The 22,977-nt window shown below is 68.6% G+C and carries 19 protein-coding genes; 10 read left to right on the top strand and 9 right to left on the bottom strand.

What is annotated here, in order from left to right; translation table 11 throughout:
* Positions 1–8: 8 nt before the first annotated feature.
* Entirely contained in the window at positions 9–2,357 is a 2,349-nt protein-coding gene (gene secA2, locus G6N53_RS18895; protein WP_163890912.1) for an accessory Sec system translocase SecA2, read from the bottom strand.
* Positions 2,358–2,514: 157 nt separating this feature from the next.
* Here secA2 and G6N53_RS18890 point away from each other — a divergent pair, with 157 nt between their 5' ends.
* Positions 2,515–4,431 (top strand): ABC transporter ATP-binding protein/permease, encoded by a 1,917-nt coding sequence (locus tag G6N53_RS18890; RefSeq protein ID WP_163890910.1) that lies wholly within the window; start codon positions 2,515–2,517, stop codon positions 4,429–4,431.
* Between the two features lie 46 nt (positions 4,432–4,477).
* The gene (locus tag G6N53_RS18885) at positions 4,478–6,397 is read left to right on the top strand and encodes an ABC transporter ATP-binding protein/permease (RefSeq protein WP_163890908.1); all 1,920 of its coding nucleotides are present in this window, start codon (positions 4,478–4,480) and stop codon (positions 6,395–6,397) included.
* Between the two features lie 3 nt (positions 6,398–6,400).
* Here G6N53_RS18885 and G6N53_RS18880 read toward each other — a convergent pair whose 3' ends face one another.
* Together G6N53_RS18880 and G6N53_RS18875 are read right to left on the bottom strand one after the other, a co-directional pair.
* Positions 6,401–7,885, bottom strand: coding sequence for an FAD-binding protein (locus G6N53_RS18880; RefSeq protein ID WP_163896085.1), 1,485 nt, complete (start codon positions 7,883–7,885; stop codon positions 6,401–6,403).
* Between the two features lie 2 nt (positions 7,886–7,887).
* The gene (locus tag G6N53_RS18875) at positions 7,888–8,382 is read right to left on the bottom strand and encodes a VOC family protein (protein WP_163890906.1); all 495 of its coding nucleotides are present in this window, start codon (positions 8,380–8,382) and stop codon (positions 7,888–7,890) included.
* 101 nt (positions 8,383–8,483) lie between these two features.
* Between G6N53_RS18875 and G6N53_RS18870 the strand changes: the two genes are divergently transcribed.
* The gene (locus G6N53_RS18870; protein ID WP_163896083.1) at positions 8,484–9,023 is read left to right on the top strand and encodes a hypothetical protein; all 540 of its coding nucleotides are present in this window, start codon (positions 8,484–8,486) and stop codon (positions 9,021–9,023) included.
* Here G6N53_RS18870 and G6N53_RS18865 read toward each other — a convergent pair.
* Positions 9,011–9,727, bottom strand: coding sequence for a TetR/AcrR family transcriptional regulator (locus G6N53_RS18865; RefSeq protein WP_163890904.1), 717 nt, complete (start codon positions 9,725–9,727; stop codon positions 9,011–9,013). The genes G6N53_RS18870 and G6N53_RS18865 overlap by 13 nt on opposite strands.
* A 128-nt stretch (positions 9,728–9,855) precedes the next feature.
* Here G6N53_RS18865 and G6N53_RS18860 point away from each other — a divergent pair, with 128 nt between their 5' ends.
* Positions 9,856–10,296: a nitroreductase/quinone reductase family protein gene (locus tag G6N53_RS18860; protein WP_163896081.1), complete on the top strand. Its 441-nt coding sequence runs from the start codon at positions 9,856–9,858 to the stop codon at positions 10,294–10,296.
* Here the strand turns inward: G6N53_RS18860 and G6N53_RS18855 are convergent.
* The 4 genes from G6N53_RS18855 to G6N53_RS18840 all read right to left on the bottom strand — a co-directional run bounded on the left by G6N53_RS18855 (position 10,293) and on the right by G6N53_RS18840 (position 15,137).
* On the bottom strand, positions 10,293–11,015 hold the full coding sequence (locus G6N53_RS18855; protein ID WP_163890902.1) for an Rv1815 family serine proteinase: 723 nt from the start codon (positions 11,013–11,015) through the stop codon (positions 10,293–10,295). The genes G6N53_RS18860 and G6N53_RS18855 overlap by 4 nt on opposite strands.
* A 138-nt stretch (positions 11,016–11,153) precedes the next feature.
* On the bottom strand, positions 11,154–12,560 hold the full coding sequence (locus G6N53_RS18850; protein WP_163890900.1) for an NAD(P)/FAD-dependent oxidoreductase: 1,407 nt from the start codon (positions 12,558–12,560) through the stop codon (positions 11,154–11,156).
* 49 nt (positions 12,561–12,609) lie between these two features.
* The gene (locus G6N53_RS18845; RefSeq protein ID WP_163890898.1) at positions 12,610–13,539 is read right to left on the bottom strand and encodes a sterol desaturase family protein; all 930 of its coding nucleotides are present in this window, start codon (positions 13,537–13,539) and stop codon (positions 12,610–12,612) included.
* 26 nt (positions 13,540–13,565) lie between these two features.
* Positions 13,566–15,137, bottom strand: coding sequence for a carboxylesterase/lipase family protein (locus tag G6N53_RS18840; RefSeq protein WP_163890896.1), 1,572 nt, complete (start codon positions 15,135–15,137; stop codon positions 13,566–13,568).
* A 174-nt stretch (positions 15,138–15,311) separates the two neighbouring features.
* Between G6N53_RS18840 and G6N53_RS18835 the strand changes: the two genes are divergently transcribed.
* Both G6N53_RS18835 and G6N53_RS18830 read left to right on the top strand, forming a co-directional pair.
* Complete coding sequence (locus G6N53_RS18835; protein ID WP_163890894.1) at positions 15,312–16,220, top strand: oxygenase MpaB family protein; 909 nt, start codon at positions 15,312–15,314, stop codon at positions 16,218–16,220.
* The gene (locus G6N53_RS18830) at positions 16,217–16,849 is read left to right on the top strand and encodes a TetR/AcrR family transcriptional regulator (protein WP_163890893.1); all 633 of its coding nucleotides are present in this window, start codon (positions 16,217–16,219) and stop codon (positions 16,847–16,849) included. Before G6N53_RS18835 ends, G6N53_RS18830 begins: the two co-directional genes overlap by 4 nt.
* 4 nt (positions 16,850–16,853) lie before the next feature.
* Here G6N53_RS18830 and G6N53_RS18825 read toward each other — a convergent pair whose 3' ends face one another.
* On the bottom strand, positions 16,854–18,044 hold the full coding sequence (locus G6N53_RS18825) for an MFS transporter (protein WP_163890891.1): 1,191 nt from the start codon (positions 18,042–18,044) through the stop codon (positions 16,854–16,856).
* A 62-nt stretch (positions 18,045–18,106) separates the two neighbouring features.
* Between G6N53_RS18825 and malQ the strand changes: the two genes are divergently transcribed.
* The 4 genes from malQ (at position 18,107) to G6N53_RS18805 (ending at position 22,967) form a co-directional block, all read left to right on the top strand.
* A complete protein-coding gene (gene malQ, locus G6N53_RS18820; RefSeq protein WP_163890889.1) occupies positions 18,107–20,272 on the top strand; it encodes a 4-alpha-glucanotransferase in 2,166 nt (721 codons plus the stop codon).
* A 114-nt stretch (positions 20,273–20,386) separates the two neighbouring features.
* Positions 20,387–20,851 carry a hypothetical protein gene (locus tag G6N53_RS18815; protein WP_163890887.1) on the top strand — a complete coding sequence of 155 codons (465 nt, stop codon included), beginning with the start codon at positions 20,387–20,389 and terminating at the stop codon, positions 20,849–20,851.
* A gap of 98 nt (positions 20,852–20,949) precedes the next feature.
* Positions 20,950–21,849 carry a metal-dependent hydrolase gene (locus G6N53_RS18810; RefSeq protein WP_163896079.1) on the top strand — a complete coding sequence of 300 codons (900 nt, stop codon included), beginning with the start codon at positions 20,950–20,952 and terminating at the stop codon, positions 21,847–21,849.
* Positions 21,849–22,967 carry a PDR/VanB family oxidoreductase gene (locus tag G6N53_RS18805; protein ID WP_163890885.1) on the top strand — a complete coding sequence of 373 codons (1,119 nt, stop codon included), beginning with the start codon at positions 21,849–21,851 and terminating at the stop codon, positions 22,965–22,967. The genes G6N53_RS18810 and G6N53_RS18805 overlap by 1 nt, the downstream gene beginning before the upstream one ends.
* Positions 22,968–22,977: the final 10 nt, after the last annotated feature.

The following is a 22,977-nucleotide window of genomic DNA, read 5'->3' as shown; positions in this document are numbered from 1 at the left end:
TGTGAAACCTAGCGGAACACGCCGGGCAGGCTCAGTGCGGACATCGAGTCGTCGGACAGCGGGTTGTCGTGCACCATGTACGTCCAAGTCGAGGTCGGCCGGGCCAGCTTGGAAAGGTCGACGCCCTGCTCGTCCTCGATCGACGGTGCGGTGTCGAACGTCTGCTGGGCGGCTTCGATGGCATCGGCGGCCAGCGAGGCGAACGCGTCGACCGCCATCCGGTGGAACTCGTCGAGCGGATTCTGCCTGCCGAGGGCCCGCAGGTGGATGCTCTCCCGGATGTCGGCCAGGTACGCCAGGTGCTCGGTCCAGCCGCGGTCGAGGTGGTAGAGCATGATCAGCCGGCAGATCTTCTCCAACTTCTCCTCGGCGTCGTCGCCGAGTCGTTCGCTGAGCTCCTCATAACGGGTCGGAGACAGCTCGGCCAGTTCGTCGCGCGCCGTCGCGGTGCGCAGCAGGGTGTCGCGGCGCTCGACGAGGATCGCCCGTTGCTGGGCGATGAGCTGGTTGTAGCGCCAGGTGGTGGCGTGGACTTCGAGCAGCCGGCCCTCGGCGATGCGCTGGGCGTGTTCGAGCAGCGTCGCGGCCTTCGGGCTCACCACCCGGCCGTCCTCGTCGCATTCCAGCGGCAGCTTGTTGGGTTCGAGGTGAGACACCACGACGTCGTCTTCCCAACTGGAGAAGAACACCGATGAGCCAGGGTCGCCCTGGCGGCCGGCGCGACCGCGCAGCTGATTGTCGAGCCGTTCGGTGTGGTGGCGGCCGGTGCCGATGACGTGCAGCCCGCCGAGTTCGGCGACGGCATCGTGGTCTGCCTCGTCCGAACCGCCCAGCCGGATGTCGGTGCCGCGGCCGGCCATCTGGGTCGACACGGTGACCGCACCCAGAGCACCCGCCTCGGCGATGACGGCGGCCTCCTCGGCGTCGTTCTTGGCGTTGAGCACGATCGCGGGGACGCCGGCCTTGACCAGACGCTGGTGCAGTTCCTCGGATTCGGCGACGTCGCGGGTGCCCACCAGCACCGGCTGGCGGGTCTGGTGGACGGCCGCGATGTGCTCGGCGATGGCGTCGTTCTTGGCGGCCACGGTGACGTACACCCGGTCGGTCTCGTCCTCGCGGATGTTGGGGGTGTTGGGTGCGATCGGTGACACCCCGAGCTTGTAGAACTGGCGCAGCTGCTCGCCGGCGGCCAGCGCGGTGCCTGTCATCCCGCAGACCCGGGGATATCGGTTGATCAGGGCCTGCACGGTGATGGTGTCGAGCACCTCGCCGGTCTCGGTGGTGGCGATACCCTCCTTGGCCTCCACGGCGGCCTGCAGACCGTCGGGCCACCGCTGCAGCGTGGCGATGCGTCCGCGGGAGGCGTTGATCAGGTGTACGGCGTCGTCGCGCACGATGTAGTGGATGTCGCGTTGCAGCAGGACGTGGGCGTGCAGCGCGACGTTGATCTCGGTGAGCGTGGTCGCGACATGCTCCTCGGAGTACAGATCGATGCCACCGAGGGCCGCCTCGACCTTGAGCGCGCCCGCCTCCGTGAGGTGCACGTTGCGGTTGTCCTCATCGGTGGCGAAGTCCTTGCCCTCGTCGAGCTCGCCGACCAGCCTGATCAGCTCGACGCGCGGGGTCTCGCGATGACTTGTGCCGGCCAGCACCAGCGGCACCAGCGCCTCGTCGACGAGCACCGAGTCGGCTTCGTCGATGAGGGCCACCTCCGGGTGCGGCGACACCAGGTCGTCGACGTCGGTGACCAGTTGGTCACGCAGCACGTCGAAGCCGATCTCGTTGACCGAGGCGTAGGTGACGTTGCACTGGTAGGCCTGGCGGCGTTCGGCGGCGGTGGAATCGGCGGTGATCCAGCCGACGGTCAGGCCCATCGCCTCGATCAGCGGGCCCATCCACTCGGCGTCCCGGCGGGCCAGGTAGTCGTTGATGGTGATGACGTGCACGCTGCGGCCCGCGAGCGCGTAGCCGGCGGCCGCGATGGCGCCGGAGAGAGTCTTGCCCTCACCGGTGGCCATCTCGACGACGTCGCCGGCCAGCATCCGCAGCGCGGCCTGCAATTGGACGTCGAAGGGACGCAGCGTCGTCGTCCTCTCCGAGGCCTCCCGGGCGATGGCCAGGAACTGGGGAATGTCGGCGGAGTCGGCCAGGTCGTCGAGTTCGAGCAACCGGGCGGCCTTGCGGAGCTGCTCGTCATCGAGTCCCGCGGCCTTCTCGTCGTAGTCGGCGGACCGGTGGACCAGCTCCATCGACTGCGTCTGGTCTTTGTCGGTACTGGCGCCGAGCAGCTTCCAGAATCGGTTGGAGATCCGTCCTGTCCTGGGTTTCGACGACGATTTCGTAGAGGTCCGAGCCACATGTTCAAGGTACGCGGCCCGCGACCGCCGTCGACCCGTAGGCCGGGCGGGCGTGTCCGGTCCACGCCGGGCTCGAGCCGACCGGAATGCCGGTCTGCCGCGGTGGGCTGCGGTAGCTTCGCCGCAGGCAGGCTGGCCGGCGGGGGGAGGTGAGGGCTTGGAGACCGAGACTTTCGAGCCGACGTTCGAGCCGTCCATCGACTGGAGCCGCGAGCTGTGGAACTCTGCGCTTTGGGTCGCGACGACGTTCGTACTCACGGCGTTCTGTCTGCTGATCGTGCTGCTGGCACTGGGCCGTTTCACCGAGTGGGGGCGTCAATTCTGGCGTGTCACAGGCGATTACTTCACGGGCCGACGCAGCGTCACGGTGTGGCTGCTGGTCGCCTTCCTGCTGTTGTCGGTGGTCGTCGCGGTCCGCATCAACGTACTGCTGACCTACTACATCAACGACCTGTTCACCGCGCTGCAGATCGCCTTCCAGGGCGGGACCTCCGAAGCGGCCGGGGCCAGCGGTGTCGCCGGGTTCTGGGCGACGATGGTGGTGTTCGCCGTGCTGGCCGGCTGTTTCATCGTCCGATTGCTGCTCGACATGTACGTCATGCAGCGCTTCATCATGCGATGGCGCATCTGGCTGAGCCGCCGGTTCATCGGCGACTGGCTCGGTGACCTGGCCTACTACCGCGCCCAGTTCTCCAGCAGGCCCATCGACAACCCGGATCAACGCATCCAGCAGGACATCGACGTGTTCACCACCGGAGTCGGCGGCCAGACGAACAACCCGATGTACACCTCGGGCAACACGCTGCTGTTCGGTGCGGTGGAGGCCGTGCTGTCGGTGTTGACGTTCGGTGCGATCCTGTGGCGGCTGTCGGAACCGGTGTCGCTCGCCGGCCTCACCCTGCCCCGGGCGCTGTTCTGGATCGTGCTGGTCTACGTGCTGGTGGGCACCGTCGTCGCGGTGGCGATCGGCCGCCCGCTGATCCGCCTCAGCTATCTCAACGAGAAGCGCAACGCCGGGTTCCGCTACGCGCTGGTCCGGGTGCGTGACGGCGGCGCCGCGATCGGCCTCTACCGCGGCGAGTCCGCGGAGGGCTCGCTGCTCAAGGGGCGGTTGGACTCGGTGATGGACAACTACCGCCGGTGGCTCAACCGGATGATGCTGTTCTTCGGCTGGAACGTCTCGATGAGCCAGGCGATCAACCCGCTGCCCTGGCTCGTCCAGGCACAGGGGTTGTTCGCCGGCCGGCTGTCCTTCGGCGACGTGTGGCAGTCCTCCATCGCGTTCGGCGCGATCCACGATTCGTTGTCGTTCTTCCGCAACGCCTACGACCAGTTCGCCAGCTACCGCGCGGTGATCATCCGTCTCGACGGGCTGGCCGAGCAGAACGTCCGGGCCGCCGACTTCGACTCGGTCCGGACCGAAGGGTCGGCGGCCGGCGCACTGGAGGTGGCGGGCGTCGAGGTGCGCAAGCCGGACGGGACGCCGCTGGTGCGCACTCTGGACATGCACCTCGACGCCGGCGAGACGCTGCTGATCACCGGCCCGTCGGGGGTGGGCAAGTCCGTGCTGCTGCAGAGCCTGGCCGGGCTGTGGCCGTTCGCGACGGGACAGGTGCGACTCCCGCACGGCCGGGACGACGCGATGTTCGTACCCCAACTGCCCTATCTGCCGATCGGTGACCTGCGGGCCGTGGTCGCCTACCCCCGCGGCTCGGGGGTGGTCGACGACCGGGCCATTCAACAGGCACTGTTCGATGTCGCGCTTTCGCATCTGGTGATCCGGCTCAACGACGTGCAGGAGTGGACCAAGGTGCTCTCGGTGGGCGAACAGCAGCGGATCGCGTTCGCCCGCATCCTGCTGAACCGGCCCTCGGCGGTGTTTCTCGACGAGACGACATCGGCGATGGACGAGGGCCTCGAGCAGATGCTGTACCGCGCAGTCCGTGCGGAGCTGCCGCAGACCGTCATCGTGAGCGTCAGCCACCGGGCGACGGTCCAACAGTTTCACGACCAGCGGCTGGAACTCGTCGGGGACGGGGAATGGCGGCTGGGCCGACTCGCGCCCTCGGGTTAGCGCGCTCCACCACGCTGCGGGCCGACGGTCAGGGTAGTTTGCCCGAATGGAAACGTTCACCCCAACGCTGAACTGGGACAACGAGGTCTGGACCTCGTTGGCATGGATCGCCAAAGGCTGGGCGTACGCCGCCGTCGCGACCCTGGTGGCGCTGGTACTGATCGCCCGGTACACCGAGTGGGGCCGCCAGTTCTGGCGGGTCACCCGTGGCTATTTCACCGGCCGCGACAGCGTGGTCGTGTGGCTGTGGCTGGCGGGCATCCTGCTGCTGGTGATCGCGAGCGTCCGATTGTCGGTGCTGTTCAGCTTCCAGGGCAACGACATGATGACCAGCTTCCAGGTCATCGCGGCCGGGGTCGGAGCCGGTGATGACACCGTCCGGGAATCCGGCCGGGACGGCTTCTGGATGTCGATGACGGTGTTCGCGGTGCTGGCGGTCATCAACGTCGCCACGATCATGATCGACCTGTTGGCGACACAGCGGTTCATGCTGCGGTGGCGGGCCTGGCTCACCGACCAGCTGACCGGGGACTGGCTCGAGGGTAAGGCCTACTACCGTTCGCGGTTCATCGACGACACCATTGACAACCCCGACCAGCGCATCCAGATGGACATCGACATCTTCACCGCCGGTGTCGGCCCGCTGCCCAACCGGCCCAACAACACCTCGGGAACCACACTGCTGTTCGGCGCCATCTCGTCGATCGCCGCGATGATCTCGTTCACCGCGATCCTGTGGAATCTGTCGGGGCCGGTGACCCTGCCGTTCGTCGGCGTGGAGCTGCCGAAGGCGATGTTCTGGATCGGCCTGGCATACATATTGTTCGCCACGGTCGTCGCGTTCTGGATCGGCCGCCCGATCATCGGGTTGGCGTTCCGCAACGAGAAGTTCAACGCCGCTTTCCGGTACGCCCTGGTGCGTCTGCGTGACGCTGCCGAGGCGGTGGCGTTCTACCGCGGTGAGATCGCCGAGCGCACCGGTCTGCGGAGGCTCTTCGCGCCGATCGTGGACAACTACAAGAGATACGTCAACCGGATGGCCGGCTTCCTCGGATGGAACCTCTCGATCAGCCAGGCGCAGGAACTGATTCCCTACATCGTGCAGTTCCCGAGGTTCTTCAACGGCGAGATCACCCTCGGCCAGCTCTCACAGACCGCCAGCGCGTTCCGCGAGATCCTCAGCGGGCTGTCGTTCTTCCGCAACGCCTACGACGACTTCGCCGGCTACCGCGCCGCGATCATCCGTCTGCACGGCCTCGTGATCGCCAACGAGGAGGGCCGGGCGCTGCCGTCCCTCAACGCGGAGAACTCCGCCGACGGAGGGGTCCAGCTCGACGACGTCGAGGTGCGAACCCCGGACGGACGCCGGCTGATCGATCCACTCGACCTGTCGCTGCAACGTGGCGATGCCCTGGTGATCACCGGCGCCTCCGGCACCGGAAAGACCACACTGCTGCGCAGCCTGGGGCGGTTGTGGCCGTTCGCCTCGGGTTCGATCAGCTATCCGATCGAGGACAACGCGACGATGTTCCTGTCGCAGATGCCGTATGTGCCGCTGGGCGATCTGCGCGCGGTGGTGTCGTATCCCAACGCGATCGGGTCGATCACTGATGACGATCTGCGCGCGGTGCTGGAACGGGTGGCGCTACCGCACCTGGCCGGTCGGCTCGACGAGGAGCAGGACTGGGCCAAGGTGCTCTCCCCCGGTGAGCAACAACGGATCGCGTTCGCTCGGATCCTGCTCACGAAGCCGCAGGCGGTGTTCCTCGACGAATCGACCTCAGCGCTCGACGAGGGTCTGGAGTTGATGCTCTACCGGCTGGTGCGCAGCGAGCTCCCGGACACCATCGTGGTCAGCGTCAGCCACCGCAGCACCGTCGAACAGCACCACACCCGCCAGCTGCAACTGCTCGGCGAAGGCCGTTGGCATCTCGGGGATGTCGGTGAGGAACCGACGCGCGTGTAGCGCCTACTGCTGGGGCCGCGCTGCGTGCTCTCCCGCCCGCCGCCCGAAAAACGACCCCTCTCCCAGCTGCGTGCCGCTCGCATATCCCTTGCCGTCCTGGGCGATGTTGGACGCGCACGCGCCCGCGGCGTACAGCCCGCGGACCGCGCTGCCGTCCTCGCGCAGCACCTCCCCGTCGATGGACACCTTCAGCCCGCCCATCGTGAAACCGGAGTACATCGCCCGGCCCAGAGTCAGGTCGAAAGCCGCCCACGGGCCATGATCCTGTGCCGCAACGTATTCCGGCTGCTTGTGGAAGTCCGGGTCCTGGCCGTCGGCGGCGTTGCGGTTGTAGCGGTCCAGGGTCGCGGCGAGGTTTCCTTCCGGAATCCCCAGCGCAGACTCCATCTCTGCGACCGTCTCCCAACCGTCGATGAACTTGATCAGCGGCATCTCGGGCATCTGCATGTGGGCCTCGTCGACGATCAGGTACGCCGACTGGCCGGGCTGTTCCAGCACGAAAGCCGAAGTGCGCGAATGATAGGAGTCTTCGGCGACGAACCGCTGCCCGTCGGAGTTGACGATCACCCCGGTCAGCAGGATCTCCGGCGGGTACGCGGCGGCGGTGATGAACAGCTGATCCATGTTGGTGGCCACGCCGCCCACCGAGACCCCCAGCTTGATGCCGAGGCCGTCATCGTTCGGGTTGCCGAGGATGTAGGGGGCCGCCATGCCGTGGTGTTTCGTCTTACGCTCCTGACCGAGCGCCGGAGTGTATTCAGCCACCATCTCGGCGTTCATCGCGAAGCCCCCGGCAGCGACGATGACCGACTTGCTCTTCACCTCACCGGTTTCGGTGAAGTGCTTCCAACGCACCCCCGCTACCGCACCGTCGTCGTCGACCACGAGCGCGGTCGCTCCGGTTTCGTAGCGGATCTGCACCCCGAGCTCGGCGGCGCGCTTGAGCAGCAGGTCGATCACCATCGCCGCGCCACCCAGTTCGCCGGGGACCGGCACGGAGTGTCCGCGCGGAGCGGGCTTGGCCTGCTCGCAGAACGGCCACACCTTCTCATTGCCGGTGTAGGACAGCCCCTCGGTGCCGGGCGGGACGACGACCTTGCCGGGGTAGAACGTGCGCTCGAACTCAAAACCCAGCGCCTCGAGCCAGTCGAAGTGCTCCACGCTGCCCTCGCAGTAGGCGCGGATCTTGTCGTGCTCTGGGTCGCGTGACTGCGACACCAGGTATTTGTACATCTCGTCGGGGGAATCGTCGTGACCCGTGGCCTGCTGGACGGCCGTCCCGCCGCCGAGGTAGAAGTGCCCACCGGCCATCGATGTGGTCCCGCCCGCTGCGGCGGCCTTCTCCAGCACCAGGACGCGGGCTCCCGCGGCTGCGGCGCTCACGGCTGCGCACCCGCCGGCGATGCCGAACCCGAGGACCACCACGTCGGTCTCCTCGGACCAGGACGTGACCTCATCCACGCTCACGGTTTCCGGGATGTGCTGCATGGTCAATTCTGCTCCTGTTTGATGTGGTCGAAGAGGGCGTGGATCTGTGGCGGGATGTGGGCGATCTCGATGTAGGGCACGCCCGAGTTCTCGGCCGAGACGTAGGCGAACCGCATGCCGCCGGGCATCGTGCCCGACATGACGACGGGTGCGCCGTCACGTTCGGCCGCGTCGACGGCGGCCTCGAACCGCTCGACATCGGGGGCCTCGACGCAGATGTGGTGTAGCCCGGGGCCGCAGCGCTGGAGGAACTCGGTGTACACGCTGTGGCCGGTCACCGGGGCGATCACTTCCAGTTGGGTGTCGCCGGCGTAGCTCAACGAGATGTCGGCGACAAAATCGGCGGGTCGCCCGCGATACGTACACGCGTCGGGGCTGAAGTGCACGCCCGGCATCCGGGTCCACCTCTTGGCGCCCAACAGCGCGGTGAGCGCCTTCTCGGTGGCTGCGAGGTCGGCGGTCACCCACGCGATCTGGACAGGTGTCTGGTCAAGCATCTCCTCGAGAATATCGACCCGGGGCCGTGCTGGCTAGAACGTGTTCTAGTTCGGTCGCTGTTAACGGATGGCGCAGCGTCTCCGATGACCAACACATGGTGATGCCCGCACTGCCGAAAGCGGCCGTAGCCGTCGGGGCGGCCGTCATCGCTGCCGCCACCCTCGGCGGACCGTCCGCGCAGGCGACCCCGCCGTCGTTTCCCGATGTCGGCGCGTACCCGCCGATCGATCTCGGCGATTATCGGGTTCAGGGCGCTCATCCGAGTACCTCGGGGTGGGCCTTCCGGACGCCGAGCGGGCTCCGGTGCCAACTCAGCCTGATCGCCGAACTCGGGGTGTTCTGCCAGGGACCACTACCCGGCGCGCAAGCCGAGCTCGACATGGTCTCGGTCTCGTTGACCCGTCCAGCGCAGTTCGGCCGGTCCGGCACCGAAGTCGGTGACGCGATATATCCGTTGTTGCCAACCGGAACCAAGATCGCGCCCGACAACGGGGTGGTGTGCGCGGTGCCGAGCGACGACGCCCTGGCCTGCCGGGCGGAAAAGCCGGCATCCTGGCCCAGCGACACACCCGATCCGCCGGATCGCCGCTACGGGGAGCACGGGTTCGTCGTCAGTCCATCCGGGACTCAGGCGTTCTGACCGGCCAGCATCTCGACCACCAGGCTCAGTTGCGTGTCGAACACCACCGCATTATCGGTGAAGGTGTCGGATCCGTACTGTCCGAAGACCTCCAGGCTGATGGCGCCGACCAGGGTCGCCCACAGAACCAGGCACTTGGCGACCACCGTGTCATCGACCGCGAAGTCGAACTCGGCGCGCAGCCGGTCGAAATCCGATGACAACGACGGTGGCACAGTGGATTTCGACGCGGCGGTCTTCGCCCCGGTTTCCGACGAGGGAACCTCCCCGTTGGCGACGCCTGTCGCCACGACGCCGAACAGTGCGCCGACCACCCTGGTGCCCGGTGCGACCGTCTGCTCTCGAGGGGCGTGATACCCGGGTACCGGACTTCCGTAGAGCAGGGTCCAGCTCGCCGGCTCCCGGACGGCCCACGACCGGGCCGCCCGCCCCATCGCGAGGAGCTGCTCGCGCCAGGAATCCGGTGCGGCGTCGCGGGCGTGCTCGACCGCGTCCGCGAGGTCGGTGTAAGCGTCGACGAGCAGCAGCGTCAGGAGCTCGTCGCGGCTGCCCACGTAGCGGTACACGGCCGAGGACACCATCCCCAGGTCGCGCGCGATCGCGCGCAACGACAGCCCGGCCGCGCCCTCGGTCACCAGGTGGCGCCGGCCCAGTTCGACGATGCGGCGTTCGGTCCGGTCGCGGGAGTCCTGTCGCTTGCCCACCGGTCCAGTGTGGCACAAAACGAGATCACTGCTCTTGATTTCGGAGGCGCGGCGTGACAGCCTAGGTGGAGAGAGCACTGCTCTCTTTTCTCCGATGGAAGGGAATTTCGATGAGACAGCGTGACGACATGAAACTGCGTTACGACGTTCCGGGACTCGGCGCCCGGATCTTCAACGAAGCGATCCGGCATCTCGCCGAACTGGGGGTGAGCATCGCGGGCAGCACCGCCCTGCGGGTGCGAGGCCGCAGCACCGGCCGAACACGAGGCGTGGTGGTTAATCTGTTGTCCGTCGACGGTCGGCAGTACCTGGTCTCCCCGCGGGGGAACACCCAGTGGGCGCGCAACGTCCGCGCCGCGGGAGCCGTCGAGATGGGACCGCGGTGGCGTTCACGCCGCCGCCGTGCGGTCGAGCTGACCGACGAGGTCAAGCCCGAACTGCTGGAGCGCTACCTCGAGCGGTGGTATTGGCAGGTCAAAGGCCATGTCGGCGGTCTCACCCCGGCCTCGACGGCCGCCGAGAGGCGTGAGGTGGCGCCGTCGATCCCGGTGTTCGAGCTTCGCGTTTAGGGCAGCGCGGGAGGTGCGGCGAGGCTGGCCGACGCCGAGGAGATCGTGTCCTCGCGGGCCTGTTGGCTGGTGACCTGCCACGACACCGCCGCCGGCAGCGTGCCCCAGGTGCTGTTGAACATTCCGATGAGCACGGTGCGTCCGTCGGGCATCGGCGTGTACACGGGGCCTCCGGAGTCACCCTTGCGGCTCACCACGCCGTTGGCCATCGTGAACCAGCCGTTGTTGACCGCCTCGATCGTCCCGCAGCTCTCCCCCGTCACCACCCCGAAGTGACAGATCGGCATACCTACGACCGGCAGCACCGCGGGATCGGTGACCAGCACCCGTCCGCTGGGCAGCACGTTGTTCACGGCGACCTCGGGAGCCAGGTGGATCACCTGCCAGTCGGCGATCTGGTGGTTGGTGTCGATCGTGGTGCCGTCGGGGGTGTTGTCCCGGAACGAACCCTGCCTGCCGATGAAATTGCCCTGCTTGTCCGAGACCGTGCCCGAGGCGCGGCAGTGCCCCGCGGTGAACGCCACCCGCGTCTGCGGGTCGACGTAGCCGAGGGTGCACAGCACCGAATCCTGGTGGATCTCCATGCCGGGGTGGACGACCACGCCCGGCTGGGCGGGTGCGGGCGCCGACGTCAGCAGGATGGCCAGCAGCGGGGCGGCCACCGCCAGCAGGAACGCCAGCCATCGACGCGCCGATCGTGTTGACGGCTGAACAGGCATGGCGCCCCCTCGCTCTCCCGGCCGGTGATACCCGCTGTCACGGCTTATGTAACAGGCTCATCGCAATCCGGAAAAGGGGCGTTACATGTCAGCGTTACATGTCGGGGCGCGCCGCGACCGCACGACCTGCCCCGGGGCTCACGAATCGAAGCCGAGCCCGGCGGCGTCCAACGCCCGTAGCAACAGGTTGCGCCGGCCCGCGGAATGGTCGGCCCGGTCCAGCGACCACCTGGTGGCCTGGATGCCGACGCTGGCAAGGGGTTCTGGCGGAAAGGGCAACGGCTTCTTGCGCACCATCTCCAGCCGGGTGCGGGGCGTCTGCGTCGCGTCCAGCAGGTCCAGGCACACGTCGGCGGCGAACCGGGTGGCGCCCACACCCAGCCCGGTGAACCCGTTCACGTAGGCGACGCGGCCTTCACGGGCCAGGCCCCAGTGGGCGCAGAATCGGGTGTTGGTGTCGATGGGTCCGGCCCATCGATGGCTGAACCGGACGTCGTCGAGTTGCGGGAAGGTGATGAAGAAATGCGCCGCCAGCCGCCGGTAGGTCTCCCGGCGGTCCTCGTAGTCGGTTTTGACGTGCCGGCCGAAGTGGTAGACGGCGTCATACCCGCCCCAGACGATCCGATTGTCCATCGTCAGGCGGTAGTAGTGGAACTGGTTGGCGGAGTCGCCGATTCCCTGCCGTCGCTGCCAGCCCACGCGCTCGAGGTGCGCCTCGGACAGCGGCTCGGTGGCCAGCACGTAGTCGTACACGGGCACGGTGAACAGCCGGTTGCGCTTGAGCAGGCTGGGGAACACGTTGGTCGCCAACACCACCTGACGGCAGGTGACCGCCGGCCCGTCGGTGTGCACCCGCAGCGCGGCGCCGCCCGAGTCGATCCGGTGCGCGGTGGTGTGCTCGAAGATCTCGACACCGAGATCGCGGCAGGCCCGCGCCAGCTCCAGCGCCAGTTTGGCGGGGTTGACGATCGCGCACGTGTCAGGGCTGTAGAGACCCGCGAGATATGTCGGTGAGTGGACTTCGGCTTGAACCCCTGGCTCATCGAGCAGCTGTCCCTGCCCGTCGGCGGAGGCCTCCTCGAGCCATGTGACCTGATGCGGTTCGGTGGCCACCGTCAGCATCCCGGTGCGCTGCCATTCGGTGTCGAGGCCGAGTTCGGCGATCTCGGTCTGCATGCCGTCGAGGTTCTCCATGCCCATCGCCTCGAGCGTGTCGATGTCGTTGGGCCAGCGGGATTTTCCGTTCTCGAACCCATGGGTCAGGCTGGCGTCGACGAAGCCGCCGTTGCGCCCGGAGGCCGCCCAGCCGATGCGGTCGGCCTCGATCAGCACGATCCGCCTGTCCGGGTGCCGGCGCGCGGCGTGCAGCGCGCTCCACAGGCCGGTGTAGCCGCCGCCGATCACCAGCAGGTCGCAGGTGAGTGGACCCGAGGGTGTGGGGAACTCCGGGCGGGCGATGTCCAGCCACACCGAGCCGAGTGCACTTTCGGCCAGCGAACGATCTACCAGTGCGGGGTCGACGCGAGCATCAAAAACCGTCTCCACTCTGCGCACACTACGGCGTGCCCACGGGCTGTGTCGCCGATCGTTCACGCTATCGGGGAACGTAGGCCGGCGGTTGGTCGCCGGCCCGGGCCGCGCCCACGGGCAGCCACCCGGGCGGGCCGAAAATATAGCCGAGTTTGTCGCGAATTCTGCGGGCGGCCCGCACGTCGCGGCCGATGGCCGCGTATTCGCGCGTCTGCAGCTTCCAGATGTTGAACGTGTCCACGGGTTTGGTCAACCCGTAGTGCGGCCGGAACAGCTCGGGCTGGAAGGTGCCGAACAGCCGATCCCAGACGATCAGGATGCCACCGTAGTTCTTGTCCAGGTACTGCGGGTCCATTCCGTGGTGCACCCGGTGGTGCGAGGGCGTGTTGAACACGAATTCGATTGGGCGCCAGAGCTTACCGATGCGTTCGGTATGGATCCAGAACTGGTAGATCAGGCTGAACGAGAAACTCACGAACACCATCCACGGCGGAACACCCAACAGTGGCAGCGGAATCCACATCAGGATCTCCCCGCTGTTGTTCCACTTCTGCCGCAGCGCGGTCGCGAAGTTGAAGTACTGGCTGGAATGGTGGGCCTGGTGGGTGGCCCAGATCAACCGGACCCGGTGCGCGGTGCGGTGGTAGGCGTAGAAGAGCAGGTCCACGCCGACGATCGCGATCACCCACGTGTACCACTGGGTGGCCGACAGATGCCACGGCGCGAGGTAGGCGTAGATCGCCGCATAACCCAGCAGTGCCAGGAACTTCCACGCACCCATCGTGAAGATCGACACCAGCCCCATCGAGATGCTGGCCCAGGAGTCGCGCGCGAGGTGGGCGCCGGGCCCGGCGCGCCCGGGATCGCCGGAGCTCGGCAGGTGCTCGAGCTTGCGGGCGGCCGTCCACTCGATGATCAGCAGCAGCAGGAAGAACGGGACCGCGAACAGCACCGGGTCGCGCATCTGCGGCGGCAGTACATCGAGGAACTCCATGGCGGCACCTCCGGGAACTCGGATCTCTACAGGAAGCTCAGGACGTCGTCGCCCCAGGCGCGCCGCACGTCGGCGTCGAGGTCGTCGACCACCGAATCCTGCTTGTCGATGACCAGGGTGGCGCGGTCGTCGGCACCGTAAGGGCGCCAAGCCGGTTCACCGGCCGGCCCGCGGGGCTCGCCGTGTGTCGCGAAGCCTGTCCACCGGGCACGCATCCGCTGCGAGACCGCCTCGCCGACCTTGCGGCCACCGAGCGCGAACATCGGGTCCCTGCGCACGGCGCCGAGATTTCCCCAGACGAACGGGAGTTCGGTGGCGTGGGCGGCGTGCAGGCGCAGCAGCCGCAGCATCGCGGTGGCGAAGTCGAAGCGGTACAGATACACCGGCGCGACGGCACGGTGACCGTCGGCGAACCAGATCGACGGCATCCGGAAACCGAGGTCGCTGGCCAACCCGAGGCCTTTGACCGTCCGCCGGCCGCGGTAGGTGCCGCCCAAGCGGGTCTCGTCGGGCAGCTGCAGGCCCGGCTGTTCGGCGGCGATCTCGGCGAACATCGCCTTGATCGACTCCGGCTTGATGGGCATCAGTGGCGACTTCATCCACCGGAACAGCGCGGCCTCGTTCTTGTTGGTGCCGATGATCAGCGGCACCGGATGGGTCGAACCCTTCCTGGCCATGCTGACCGGATAGTCCGGAACCAGGTCGCCGTCGACGATCGGCGCGAACGCCAGCCTGCCCGGGGTGCGCACGGGCACTTCGTCGAACACCGTCCGCGACGCCGCCACGATCGCCTCGGTGCTCAGATCCGCCAGGCGGCCGAGGTCCCGGGGCCCGACCTCGAGCACCTCCAGGAACCTTTCGGCCACCCCGCGGGCGCGCCCGGAGTCGTAGGTCGAGGTGACCGGCGAACTCTGGGCGATCGCGGCGCTGAACAGCCCGGCCGCCGCCGGGCTCCCCAGCAGCGTGGTCACGATTCCCGCTCCGGCGGACTCCCCGAACAACGTGACCCGTTCGGGGTCACCGCCGAACGCCGCGATGTTGTCGCGCACCCAGCCCAGCGCGGCCAGCACGTCGCGCAGGCCGACATTGGTGGCGAATCGCTCGCTGTCGGCGCCCAGAGTCGACAGCTCCAGGAAGCCCAGCGCCCCGAGCCGGTAGTTGACGGTGACGACCACGACGTCACCGCCGGCAGCGAGGGCGCGGCCATGGTAGAGCGGCTGACTGGCCGAGCCGAGGATGTAGGCGCCGCCGTGCACCCACACCATCACCGGTTTGGCGTCGCCGGGTTGGGTGCCCGCCGGCGCCCACACGTTGAGGGTCAGGAAATCGTCACCCTGCGGGGCTCCGAGGTCGATCGGGATCCTCGGATCCGTGGGCTGCGGACACACCGGCCCGACCCGGCTCGCATCGGCGGGCTCCGACCACGCAACCGGCGGCTGAGGTGCCCGCCACCGCAGGTCGCCGACCGGTGCGGCCGCGTAGCGCACCGCCTTCCAGGCTTTGACCACGCCGTCGTCCACGCCGCGGACGGGACCGTTGGTGGTCTCCACGACGGGCCGTCCACCTGCGGTGTCGCGGGGCGTGGCCTCCGTGGTCATGTCGAACTCCTTTGGTCAGTTCTTGGTACGTAACTGTACCAGTGAGCGGATCCGTCGAGATGCACGCCAGCGTAAGCCGGGGTGTGCCGTGGGACCCGGAAAATCCACCGCCGCGGCAAGCGGCTTTGGTATATACAGGAGTGGGTTTGTAACATTCATACCAAAGGGGTTCTGATGCATCCGTTGCGCAGCCGCATCGTCGACGGCTTCGAGCGCCAGGCCGGCCGGCACGACGACGCCGCGATCTACGGCGGCCCGTCGGGTGACCCCGGCCTGATCGGGCCCGGCAGCATGTCGTGGGAGCTGCACGCCGATCTTGCGGCCGTCTCCCAGGCAGGCCTCGCGGCGATCGTGCTGGAGGTGCTCCACCCCTCGGTCGTCGCGGGCGTCGAGGACCTCTCGGACTTTCGCGACGACCCGTTCCGCAGGGCCCGCGCCACGCTGGGCTACGTGCTGGCCACCACGTTCGGGAACACTGCCGCGGCCACCGCGCTGATCGAGCGCGTCCGCCACATCCATTCGTTCGTCAACGGGACCCGCCCGGACGGGGTCCCCTACCGTGCGCTCGACCCCGAGCTGATCACCTGGGTGCACGTCTGCATTCCGTGGATGATCATGCGCACCTTCGAACGCACCAACAGGGTGCTGTCTGCCGACGAGCGGGACCGATACCTCGCCGAGCAGGCGACGATCGGGCGACTGGGCGGCGGGCAGGACGTGCCGGCGAGTGTGGCCGAGCTCGAGAGATTCGTCGCGCGGCTGCGCCCCAAGCTGGCCGTGACGGCCCAGACGCGCGCCTTCCTCGACTTCCTGACCGCCTCGCCGTTCCTGTCCGACCTGCCTGGGCCGATCCAGCGCGGGGTCGGCCGATTCGCGGTGCACGCCGGCATGATCCGAGCACCCAGGTGGGCGCGCGAGCTGACCGGGCACGACCGTCCCGCCGCCCTGAGCCGCGCCCTCTACGAACCGGTGTTGCAACTCGACGCGCGGATGCACCGATGGGCCTTCGGGACACCCCGGTACGTGCTGCTGGCGCGTGCCCGGGCCGCCGGCGCGCCGGCGCCGGAGGTGCTGACCCGGTGATCGATCCCCAACTGGTCGTCGTCGTCGGCGGCGCCGCCAGGCTCTTCGGCGACCACGGGAACGACGAATCCGCGGACCGCACCAGCCGCCGACTGTTGGATGCCGCGCTCACGGAGGCCGCATCCGTCGGCCTGAACCGCATCACCGTCGAGGAGGTCGTGCGCAAGGCCGGAGTCTCCCGGATGACGGCCTACCGGCGCTATCCACGCCGTGACGACCTGGTCGCGGCGCTGGTCCGCCGGGAGACCCAGCGGTTTCTGGCCGCGGTGGCCGACGCCATCGAGGCCACCACCGACCCCGACGAGGGGGTCGCCAATGCGTTCATCGCCGCGGTGAGCTTCGCCCGGGTCCACCCGATCCTGCGTCGGGCCCCGCATGTCGACCCCGGTCCCCCGGCGGAGTCCGCAGAGCTGATCGCGATGGGGTCGGCGTTCATCGCCAATTACCTGCACGGTGAGTCACCCGGAACCCCGGCGCAACCGGTGCGCTGGGTGGCCGATGTCTTCGCTCGCCTGTTCTTCACGTACCTGTCGATGCCGCCGTCCGACCCGGACTTCGCAGACGACGGAGAACTGCGCCGCTTCGCGCACGAGGTGTTGACCCCGATGGCCAGAGGCGCGCTCGAATAGCAGCTCAGCGTCGTCGCCGGGTGCTGAGCACCCCGGCGAGCAAGATCAGCGTGCCACCGGCGACCGGCACGATGAGAAGCCCGACCCGCAGGCTGGTCACATCGGCGATGACACCGACGATCAGTGGTGCGCCGAGGAACCCGACCCGCATCAGCCATGTCAGCACGGTCAGCCCGGTGCCGGCGCGAAGACCCGGCAACTCGTCGGCGGCGCGCATCGCGGCCGGTACCACCGTGGCGACCCCCAGCCCTGCAGCCGCGAAACCTGCGATCGTGCCCGGCACCGTCGGAAAGGCCAGGGCGGTCCCCATGCCCGCCGCCGTGATCAGGCCGCCGGCACGCGCTACGGCGCGTTCGCCGAACCGGTCGACGAGACCGTCGCCCAGTAGCCTGCCGAGGAACATGAACCCGACCAGCGCGACGTACCCCATCGCCGCCACCGGGCCCGGCGCAGCCAGGCTGTCGCGCAGATACAAGGTGGCCCAAGAGCTTCCGGAGTCCTCGACGGTGGCGCCGACGATCGCGATACCCACCAGCGCCGCCAGCGACAGGTACACCGCCGCGCCCACCCGGCTTCCGTCAGCACGGCGCTGCGAGGGGCGGTTGTCGTGGTCGGGGCCGCGCAGCAGATGCCGGTACGCGACGGCCACCACAACGCAGAAGACCGCCCCGGCGACGCCCAGGTGTACCGCCCGCGGGATGTGCAGTGCGATCGCGGCCGCGCCCATCAGACCGCCGGTGATCGCACCCACGGCCCACACCGCATGCAGCGAGTTGATGATGGACCGCCCGTAATCACGTTGCAGCCGAAGCCCGTTGACGTTCTGGGCGACGTCGGTGATCGCGTCACAGGAACCGGCGACGAACAGGGCCGCGGCGAACATCAGCGGCGAGGGCCCCAGCGCAGCGAGTGTGAGGAACACCGCGAGCGCCACCGTGGTGACCACTGCGACCCGAGCCGAGGTGAAACGCCGGATCAACGCTGCGGCGGTCAGCCCGGCGAGCAGCGCCCCGGCGGAGAAGGCGGCCACCGCCCCGCCGTAGACGGCGTTCGACATCGCCAGATCCGACTTGATCTCCGGGAACCTGGGCAGCAGGTTGGCGAACAGCGCGCCGTTGGTCAGGAACAATGCTGCCACTGCGAGGCGAGCCCGGCCATTGCGCACCTGGCCGCCCTGGAGGGTTTCGGCCGCCATGGTCTGCGACCCTACCCAAACCCGGTCTCCGTGATAGCGGCTGACGGGGCAAGATTGGCGGCATGCCTGCTGCCGCCGCGGACGTCGACCTGCCCGACTCGCTGATCGAACTCGCCGACCGGTACGGCGTCGCGACCGGCTACACCGACTGGACCGGCCGGCCCGTCACCGTCGCGCCGACCACGTTGGTCGCCGTCCTAGACGCGCTCGGGGTGCCCGCGGGGACAGAAGAGGACCGGGCGGCGGCGATCGCGGCACACGACCGTGCCCACTGGGCCCGCCCACTTCCCCCGGTGATCGTCGGCCGCAACCGCGTCGCCACACCGTTCTGGGTTCACGTGACCCACGGTGACCCGGCGAGGTTGTGGTTGCGACTGGAAGACGGCAGCGTGCGCACCGGAGTGCGGCAGCTCGAGAACAACAGGGCGCCATTCGATCTCGACGGGCGCCTGGTCGGTGAGGCGAGCTTCGAGCTGCCCGCCGACCTGCCGATCGGTTATCACCGGCTGTACCTGCAGATCGGCTCGTCGGATGTCAGCACCACTGTCATCGTGTCGCCGTCGTCGCTGGAGACACCCCGCCTCGGGCCGGGTCGCGCCTGGGGTCTGGCCACCCAGCTCTACAGCGTCCGTTCCCGGAACTCCTGGGGGGTGGGCGATCTGACCGATCTCACCGACCTGGCGGTCTGGTCAGCGGCCCGCCACGGCGCGGGTTTCGTGCTGGTCAATCCACTGCACGCGGCCGCGCCCGCGGCACCGATGGAACCGTCCCCGTACCTGCCGACCTCGCGGCGTTTCGTCAACCCGATGTACCTGCGGGTCGCAGCTGTGCCCGAGTTCGCCTTCGTCCGGCACCGCGGCCGGATCCGCAAGGTGCAGGCAGCGGTGCAGATGCGGGCCGATCGCTGCGAACAGATCGACCGGGACCGGGCTTGGAAGGCCAAGCGTGACGCGCTAGCGAGCATCTACCAGGTCGAGCGCTCGGCCGGCCGCGAGATCGCCTACCAGGCGTTCCTGGAGAAGGAGGGGCGCAGCCTCGACGACTTCGCCACCTGGTGCGCGCTGGCCGAACGCCACGGAAACGACTGGCACCAGTGGCCGGAGGCGTTGCGGCACCCGCGCTCCGAAGAGGTCGCCGCGTTCGTCGAACAGCACCCCTCGGCGGTGGACTTCCACCGCTGGCTGCAGTGGCTGGTCGACGACCAGCTCAGGGCCGCGCAGTCCGGCGCGGTGCAGGCGGGGATGGAACTGGGCATCATGGGCGACCTCGCCGTCGGGGTGGATCCCGACGGCGCCGACGCCTGGGCGTTGCAGGACGTGCTGGCGCTCGGGGTCACCGCGGGCGCCCCGCCGGACGAGTTCAACCAGCTCGGGCAGGACTGGTCGCAGCCGCCGTGGCGTCCGGACCAGCTCGCCGAGACGGCCTACGAACCGTTCCGGGCGCTGGTCGCGGCGATCCTGAGGCACGCGGGCGGGGTGCGCATCGACCACATCATCGGGCTGTTCCGGCTCTGGTGGATCCCCGAGGGTGTGTTGCCCACGGAAGGCACCTACGTGCGTTACGACCACGAGGCGATGATCGGCATCGTGGCGCTGGAGGCGCAACGCGCGGGCGCAGTCGTCGTCGGAGAGGATCTCGGCACCGTGGAACCGTGGGTCCGCCACTACCTGAGCGACCGCGGCCTGTTCGGCACGTCGATCCTGTGGTTCGAGCTGGACCGCGACGGCGCCGGCGGACCGCTGCCCGCGGAGCGGTGGCGGGAGAACTGCCTGTCGGCCGTCACGACCCACGATCTGCCACCCACCAGGGGGTACCTTGCCGGCGAACACGTCCGGCTGCGCGACGAGCTTGGGCTGCTGACCCGGCCCGCGGACGAGGAGCTCGCCGGCGACAGAGCCCAGCAGCGGGCCTGGATGTCCGAGCTGCGCCGGGTCGGGCTGCTCGACGGTGACGACGCCGGCGAGGACACCGACATGGACGCCGTGGTGCTGGCGCTGCACCGCTACCTCGGTCGTACCCCGTCTCGGCTGCTGGCGCTGTCGTTGGCCGACGCCGTCGGCGAGGTGCGCACCCAGAACCAGCCGGGCACCACCGACGAGTATCCGAACTGGCGGGTTCCGCTCGGCGACCCGGACGGGCACCAGATCCTGCTCGAGTCGGTCTTCACCGATCCGCGTGCCGCAGCGCTGTGTGAGGCGATGAGGGCCGCGGTCAAGCCCCCGGTGTGACGCCCGGGTGTAACGCCTGGGACTTCTGCAGCGGTTTCACATTCGACACCGCTGCGATATGTTCGCACCGCACCACCCGAGCCGAGGAGATTTGTTGTCGTGAGGAAGCTCGTCGTGAAAAAGGTTGTTGTGCTCAGCGGTGGGCTGGTCGCCGCCGGCACAGCCGCGCTGATCGGCGCCGGCGTGGCGATCTCCCAGCCCTCGCAGCAATCGCCGTACAACGTGACCGGCGAGCAGTACGGCCGGGCGCTGGCGATCCTCAAGAGCCAGGGAGTCAAGGCGTACTTCGGCGGATCGACCGGCAGCGTGCTCCCGCAGTTCAACTGCCTGGTGGACTCGCAGAAGATGACCAGCGGCGGCCGGATGCTGCTGAATCTCGACTGCACGCAGGAAGCGGCCGACATCATCAAAGCTCAGGGTCCGACCGGTGGCCCCACCGTCGGCGCCAACGGCGTCACGACGGTGACCCCGACGCCGATGGTGCCGATCGCCGGCGCCCCGGGAGCGGGAGGACCCGTCGCCGGCGCCCCCCCGCAGATCCAGGGCGGTCCCCCGATCCCCGGCCAACCACTCGGCTGATCCCGCACCCCGGGACAGCTATCCGGGACCCGCGTTCCCACTAACCGGACCCCGACGTCGTAAACTCGCGAAGAGTGACGACGAACAGGAGTCCGCAGATGTTGCGTCCACGCCGATGCGAAGACGAGATCGATCCAGGTCCGGTACAGATCCAGGCTCGTAAGGTGCACTTCGACGTGGCGGACAGCCCTTTGCACTGGATCCCGGGCCATCCGGTGGCCTCCCATGTGGTCAGCGTGCTCAACCTGGTGCTGCCGGCCGGTGAGCGCTGGTTCGTCGAAACCTTCAACGAAGCGCTGCCACTGGTGAAGGACCCCAAGCTGGCGGACGACATTCGCGGCTTCATCGGCCAGGAGGCCACCCACGCCGACGTGCACGAGAAGATCCTGCACACCTTCATGGTCGAGCACGGGGTCGACCCGGCACCGATCCTCGCCCAGGTCGAGCACGTCTTCACCGAGGTGCTGGCCCCGCCGGAGACCACAGACCCGGCCCGGCGGCTGAACCACCTCTGCGAGCGGCTGTGGCTGATCGCCGCCATCGAGCACTACACCGCGGTGATGGGCGATTTCTCGCTCAACTGCGCCTGGGACGACCATCACGCCGACCCGACGCTGGTCGACCTGTTCCGCTGGCACGGCAGCGAGGAGGTCGAGCACCGGAGCGTGGCCCACGACGTCGCGATGTACTTCCACGACAGCTACTTCAGCCGGGTGCGGGCGATGGCCACCGCGGCGGTCATGCTGTTCGTGTTCTTCCAGCGGGCCGCGTGGTACCTGGTGAAGAACGATCCCACGGCCACCACCAGCTGGTGGAAGTTCAACCGGCTCCGGATGCGTGACTCGAAGCTCGGGTTGCTGCCCCGCTACCGCGCGCTGTTCGGCACCAACACGTTGGCGTACTTCCGGCCCGGCTACTCGCCGGAGGAACTCGGCTCCACCGCACAGGCCGTCGCATACCTCGCGACCTCCCCCGCGGCGCGCGCGGCCCACATGTGATGCCGGTGTTCGAACGTTACCGGCAGACATACCTGAAGACCCCGCCCAGCGCGTCGGGCCGCACCAGGCACGACCCGACGCTGGGTCTGGCGGGCGCGGCGCTGTCTGGCATCTTCGCGAGCACTGCGGCGGTGCGGCGGATCCGGCCTCCGAGCGGTGGCGCCGACACCATGACGCTGAACGTGGCGCGGCGCCGCGTCGTGGCCCATGACCAGGACGTCATCGAGCTGACTCTGACCGCCGCCCACGGCCGGACGCTTCCCCGCTGGTATCCCGGTGCGCATCTCGACGTCCACCTGCCCAGCGGTCTGGTCCGGCAGTACTCGCTGTGCGGAGACCCGTCGTCGGATGACCACTACCGCATCGCGGTGCGACGCATTCCCGACGGGGGCGGCGGGTCGGTGGAGGTCCACGACGCGCTGCCCGAGGGGGCCAGCGTGCACACCCACGGCCCGCGCAACGCCTTTCCGCTCACCGTTCCCGGCCGCGGCTCGCCGGCGCGGCGGTTCCGGTTCATCGCCGGCGGCATCGGCATCACGCCGATCCTCCCGATGCTCGATCTTGCACGCCGGCTGCAGGTCGACTGGTCGATGGTCTACACCGGCCGCAGCCGCGACAGTCTTCCGTTCCTCGACGAGGTCGCGGCATTCGGCCACGCCGCCGCGATCCGCACCGACGACAGCGACGGTCTGCCCACCGCGGAGGAGTTGCTCGGCGACTGCCCCGATGGCACTGCGGTGTATGCGTGCGGACCCGCCCCGATGCTGACGGCCATTCGGGCGGCCCTGGTGGGCCGCGACGACATCGAGCTGCACTTCGAACGGTTCGCCGCAGCACCGGTCGTCGACGGCCGTCCGTTCCGGGTCACCCTGGCCGGCACCGGTGAGACCGTCGGGGTGGGCGCGGACGAGACGTTGCTGGCGGCACTGCGACGGGCCGGGGTCAACCCCCCGTACTCGTGCCAGCAGGGGTTCTGCGGCACCTGTCGGACGCGGGTGCTCGCCGGCGAGCCCGACCATCGCGACACACTGCTGACGGCCCCGGAGCGCGCCGCAGGGCTGATTCTGACCTGCGTCTCCCGGGCGGCCGGCGAATCCTCGCTGACCCTGGACCTGTAGGAAGAGGCGC

It is taken from the genome of Mycolicibacterium hippocampi (genome assembly GCF_010723735.1).
Lineage (GTDB): Bacteria > Actinomycetota > Actinomycetes > Mycobacteriales > Mycobacteriaceae > Mycobacterium > Mycobacterium hippocampi.
The sequence above is the reverse complement of the archived record's forward strand: the minus strand, read 5'-3'. Positions and strand labels throughout refer to the sequence as shown.

What these genes read in the sequence shown, in the direction of transcription:
- G6N53_RS18885 (WP_163890908.1), top strand. Translation starts at nt 4,478, where the DNA reads ATGGAAACGTTCACCCCAACGCTGAACTGGGACAACGAGGTCTGGACC.
- G6N53_RS18880 (WP_163896085.1), bottom strand. Translation starts at nt 7,885, where the DNA reads ATGCAGCACATCCCGGAAACCGTGAGCGTGGATGAGGTCACGTCCTGG.
- G6N53_RS18875 (WP_163890906.1), bottom strand. Translation starts at nt 8,382, where the DNA reads ATGCTTGACCAGACACCTGTCCAGATCGCGTGGGTGACCGCCGACCTC.
- G6N53_RS18870 (WP_163896083.1), top strand. Translation starts at nt 8,484, where the DNA reads ATGCCCGCACTGCCGAAAGCGGCCGTAGCCGTCGGGGCGGCCGTCATC.
- G6N53_RS18860 (WP_163896081.1), top strand. Translation starts at nt 9,856, where the DNA reads ATGAAACTGCGTTACGACGTTCCGGGACTCGGCGCCCGGATCTTCAAC.
- G6N53_RS18855 (WP_163890902.1), bottom strand. Translation starts at nt 11,015, where the DNA reads ATGCCTGTTCAGCCGTCAACACGATCGGCGCGTCGATGGCTGGCGTTC.
- G6N53_RS18845 (WP_163890898.1), bottom strand. Translation starts at nt 13,539, where the DNA reads ATGGAGTTCCTCGATGTACTGCCGCCGCAGATGCGCGACCCGGTGCTG.
- G6N53_RS18840 (WP_163890896.1), bottom strand. Translation starts at nt 15,137, where the DNA reads ATGACCACGGAGGCCACGCCCCGCGACACCGCAGGTGGACGGCCCGTC.
- G6N53_RS18835 (WP_163890894.1), top strand. Translation starts at nt 15,312, where the DNA reads ATGCATCCGTTGCGCAGCCGCATCGTCGACGGCTTCGAGCGCCAGGCC.
- G6N53_RS18825 (WP_163890891.1), bottom strand. Translation starts at nt 18,044, where the DNA reads ATGGCGGCCGAAACCCTCCAGGGCGGCCAGGTGCGCAATGGCCGGGCT.
- malQ (WP_163890889.1), top strand. Translation starts at nt 18,107, where the DNA reads ATGCCTGCTGCCGCCGCGGACGTCGACCTGCCCGACTCGCTGATCGAA.
- G6N53_RS18810 (WP_163896079.1), top strand. Translation starts at nt 20,950, where the DNA reads ATGTTGCGTCCACGCCGATGCGAAGACGAGATCGATCCAGGTCCGGTA.
- G6N53_RS18805 (WP_163890885.1), top strand. Translation starts at nt 21,849, where the DNA reads ATGCCGGTGTTCGAACGTTACCGGCAGACATACCTGAAGACCCCGCCC.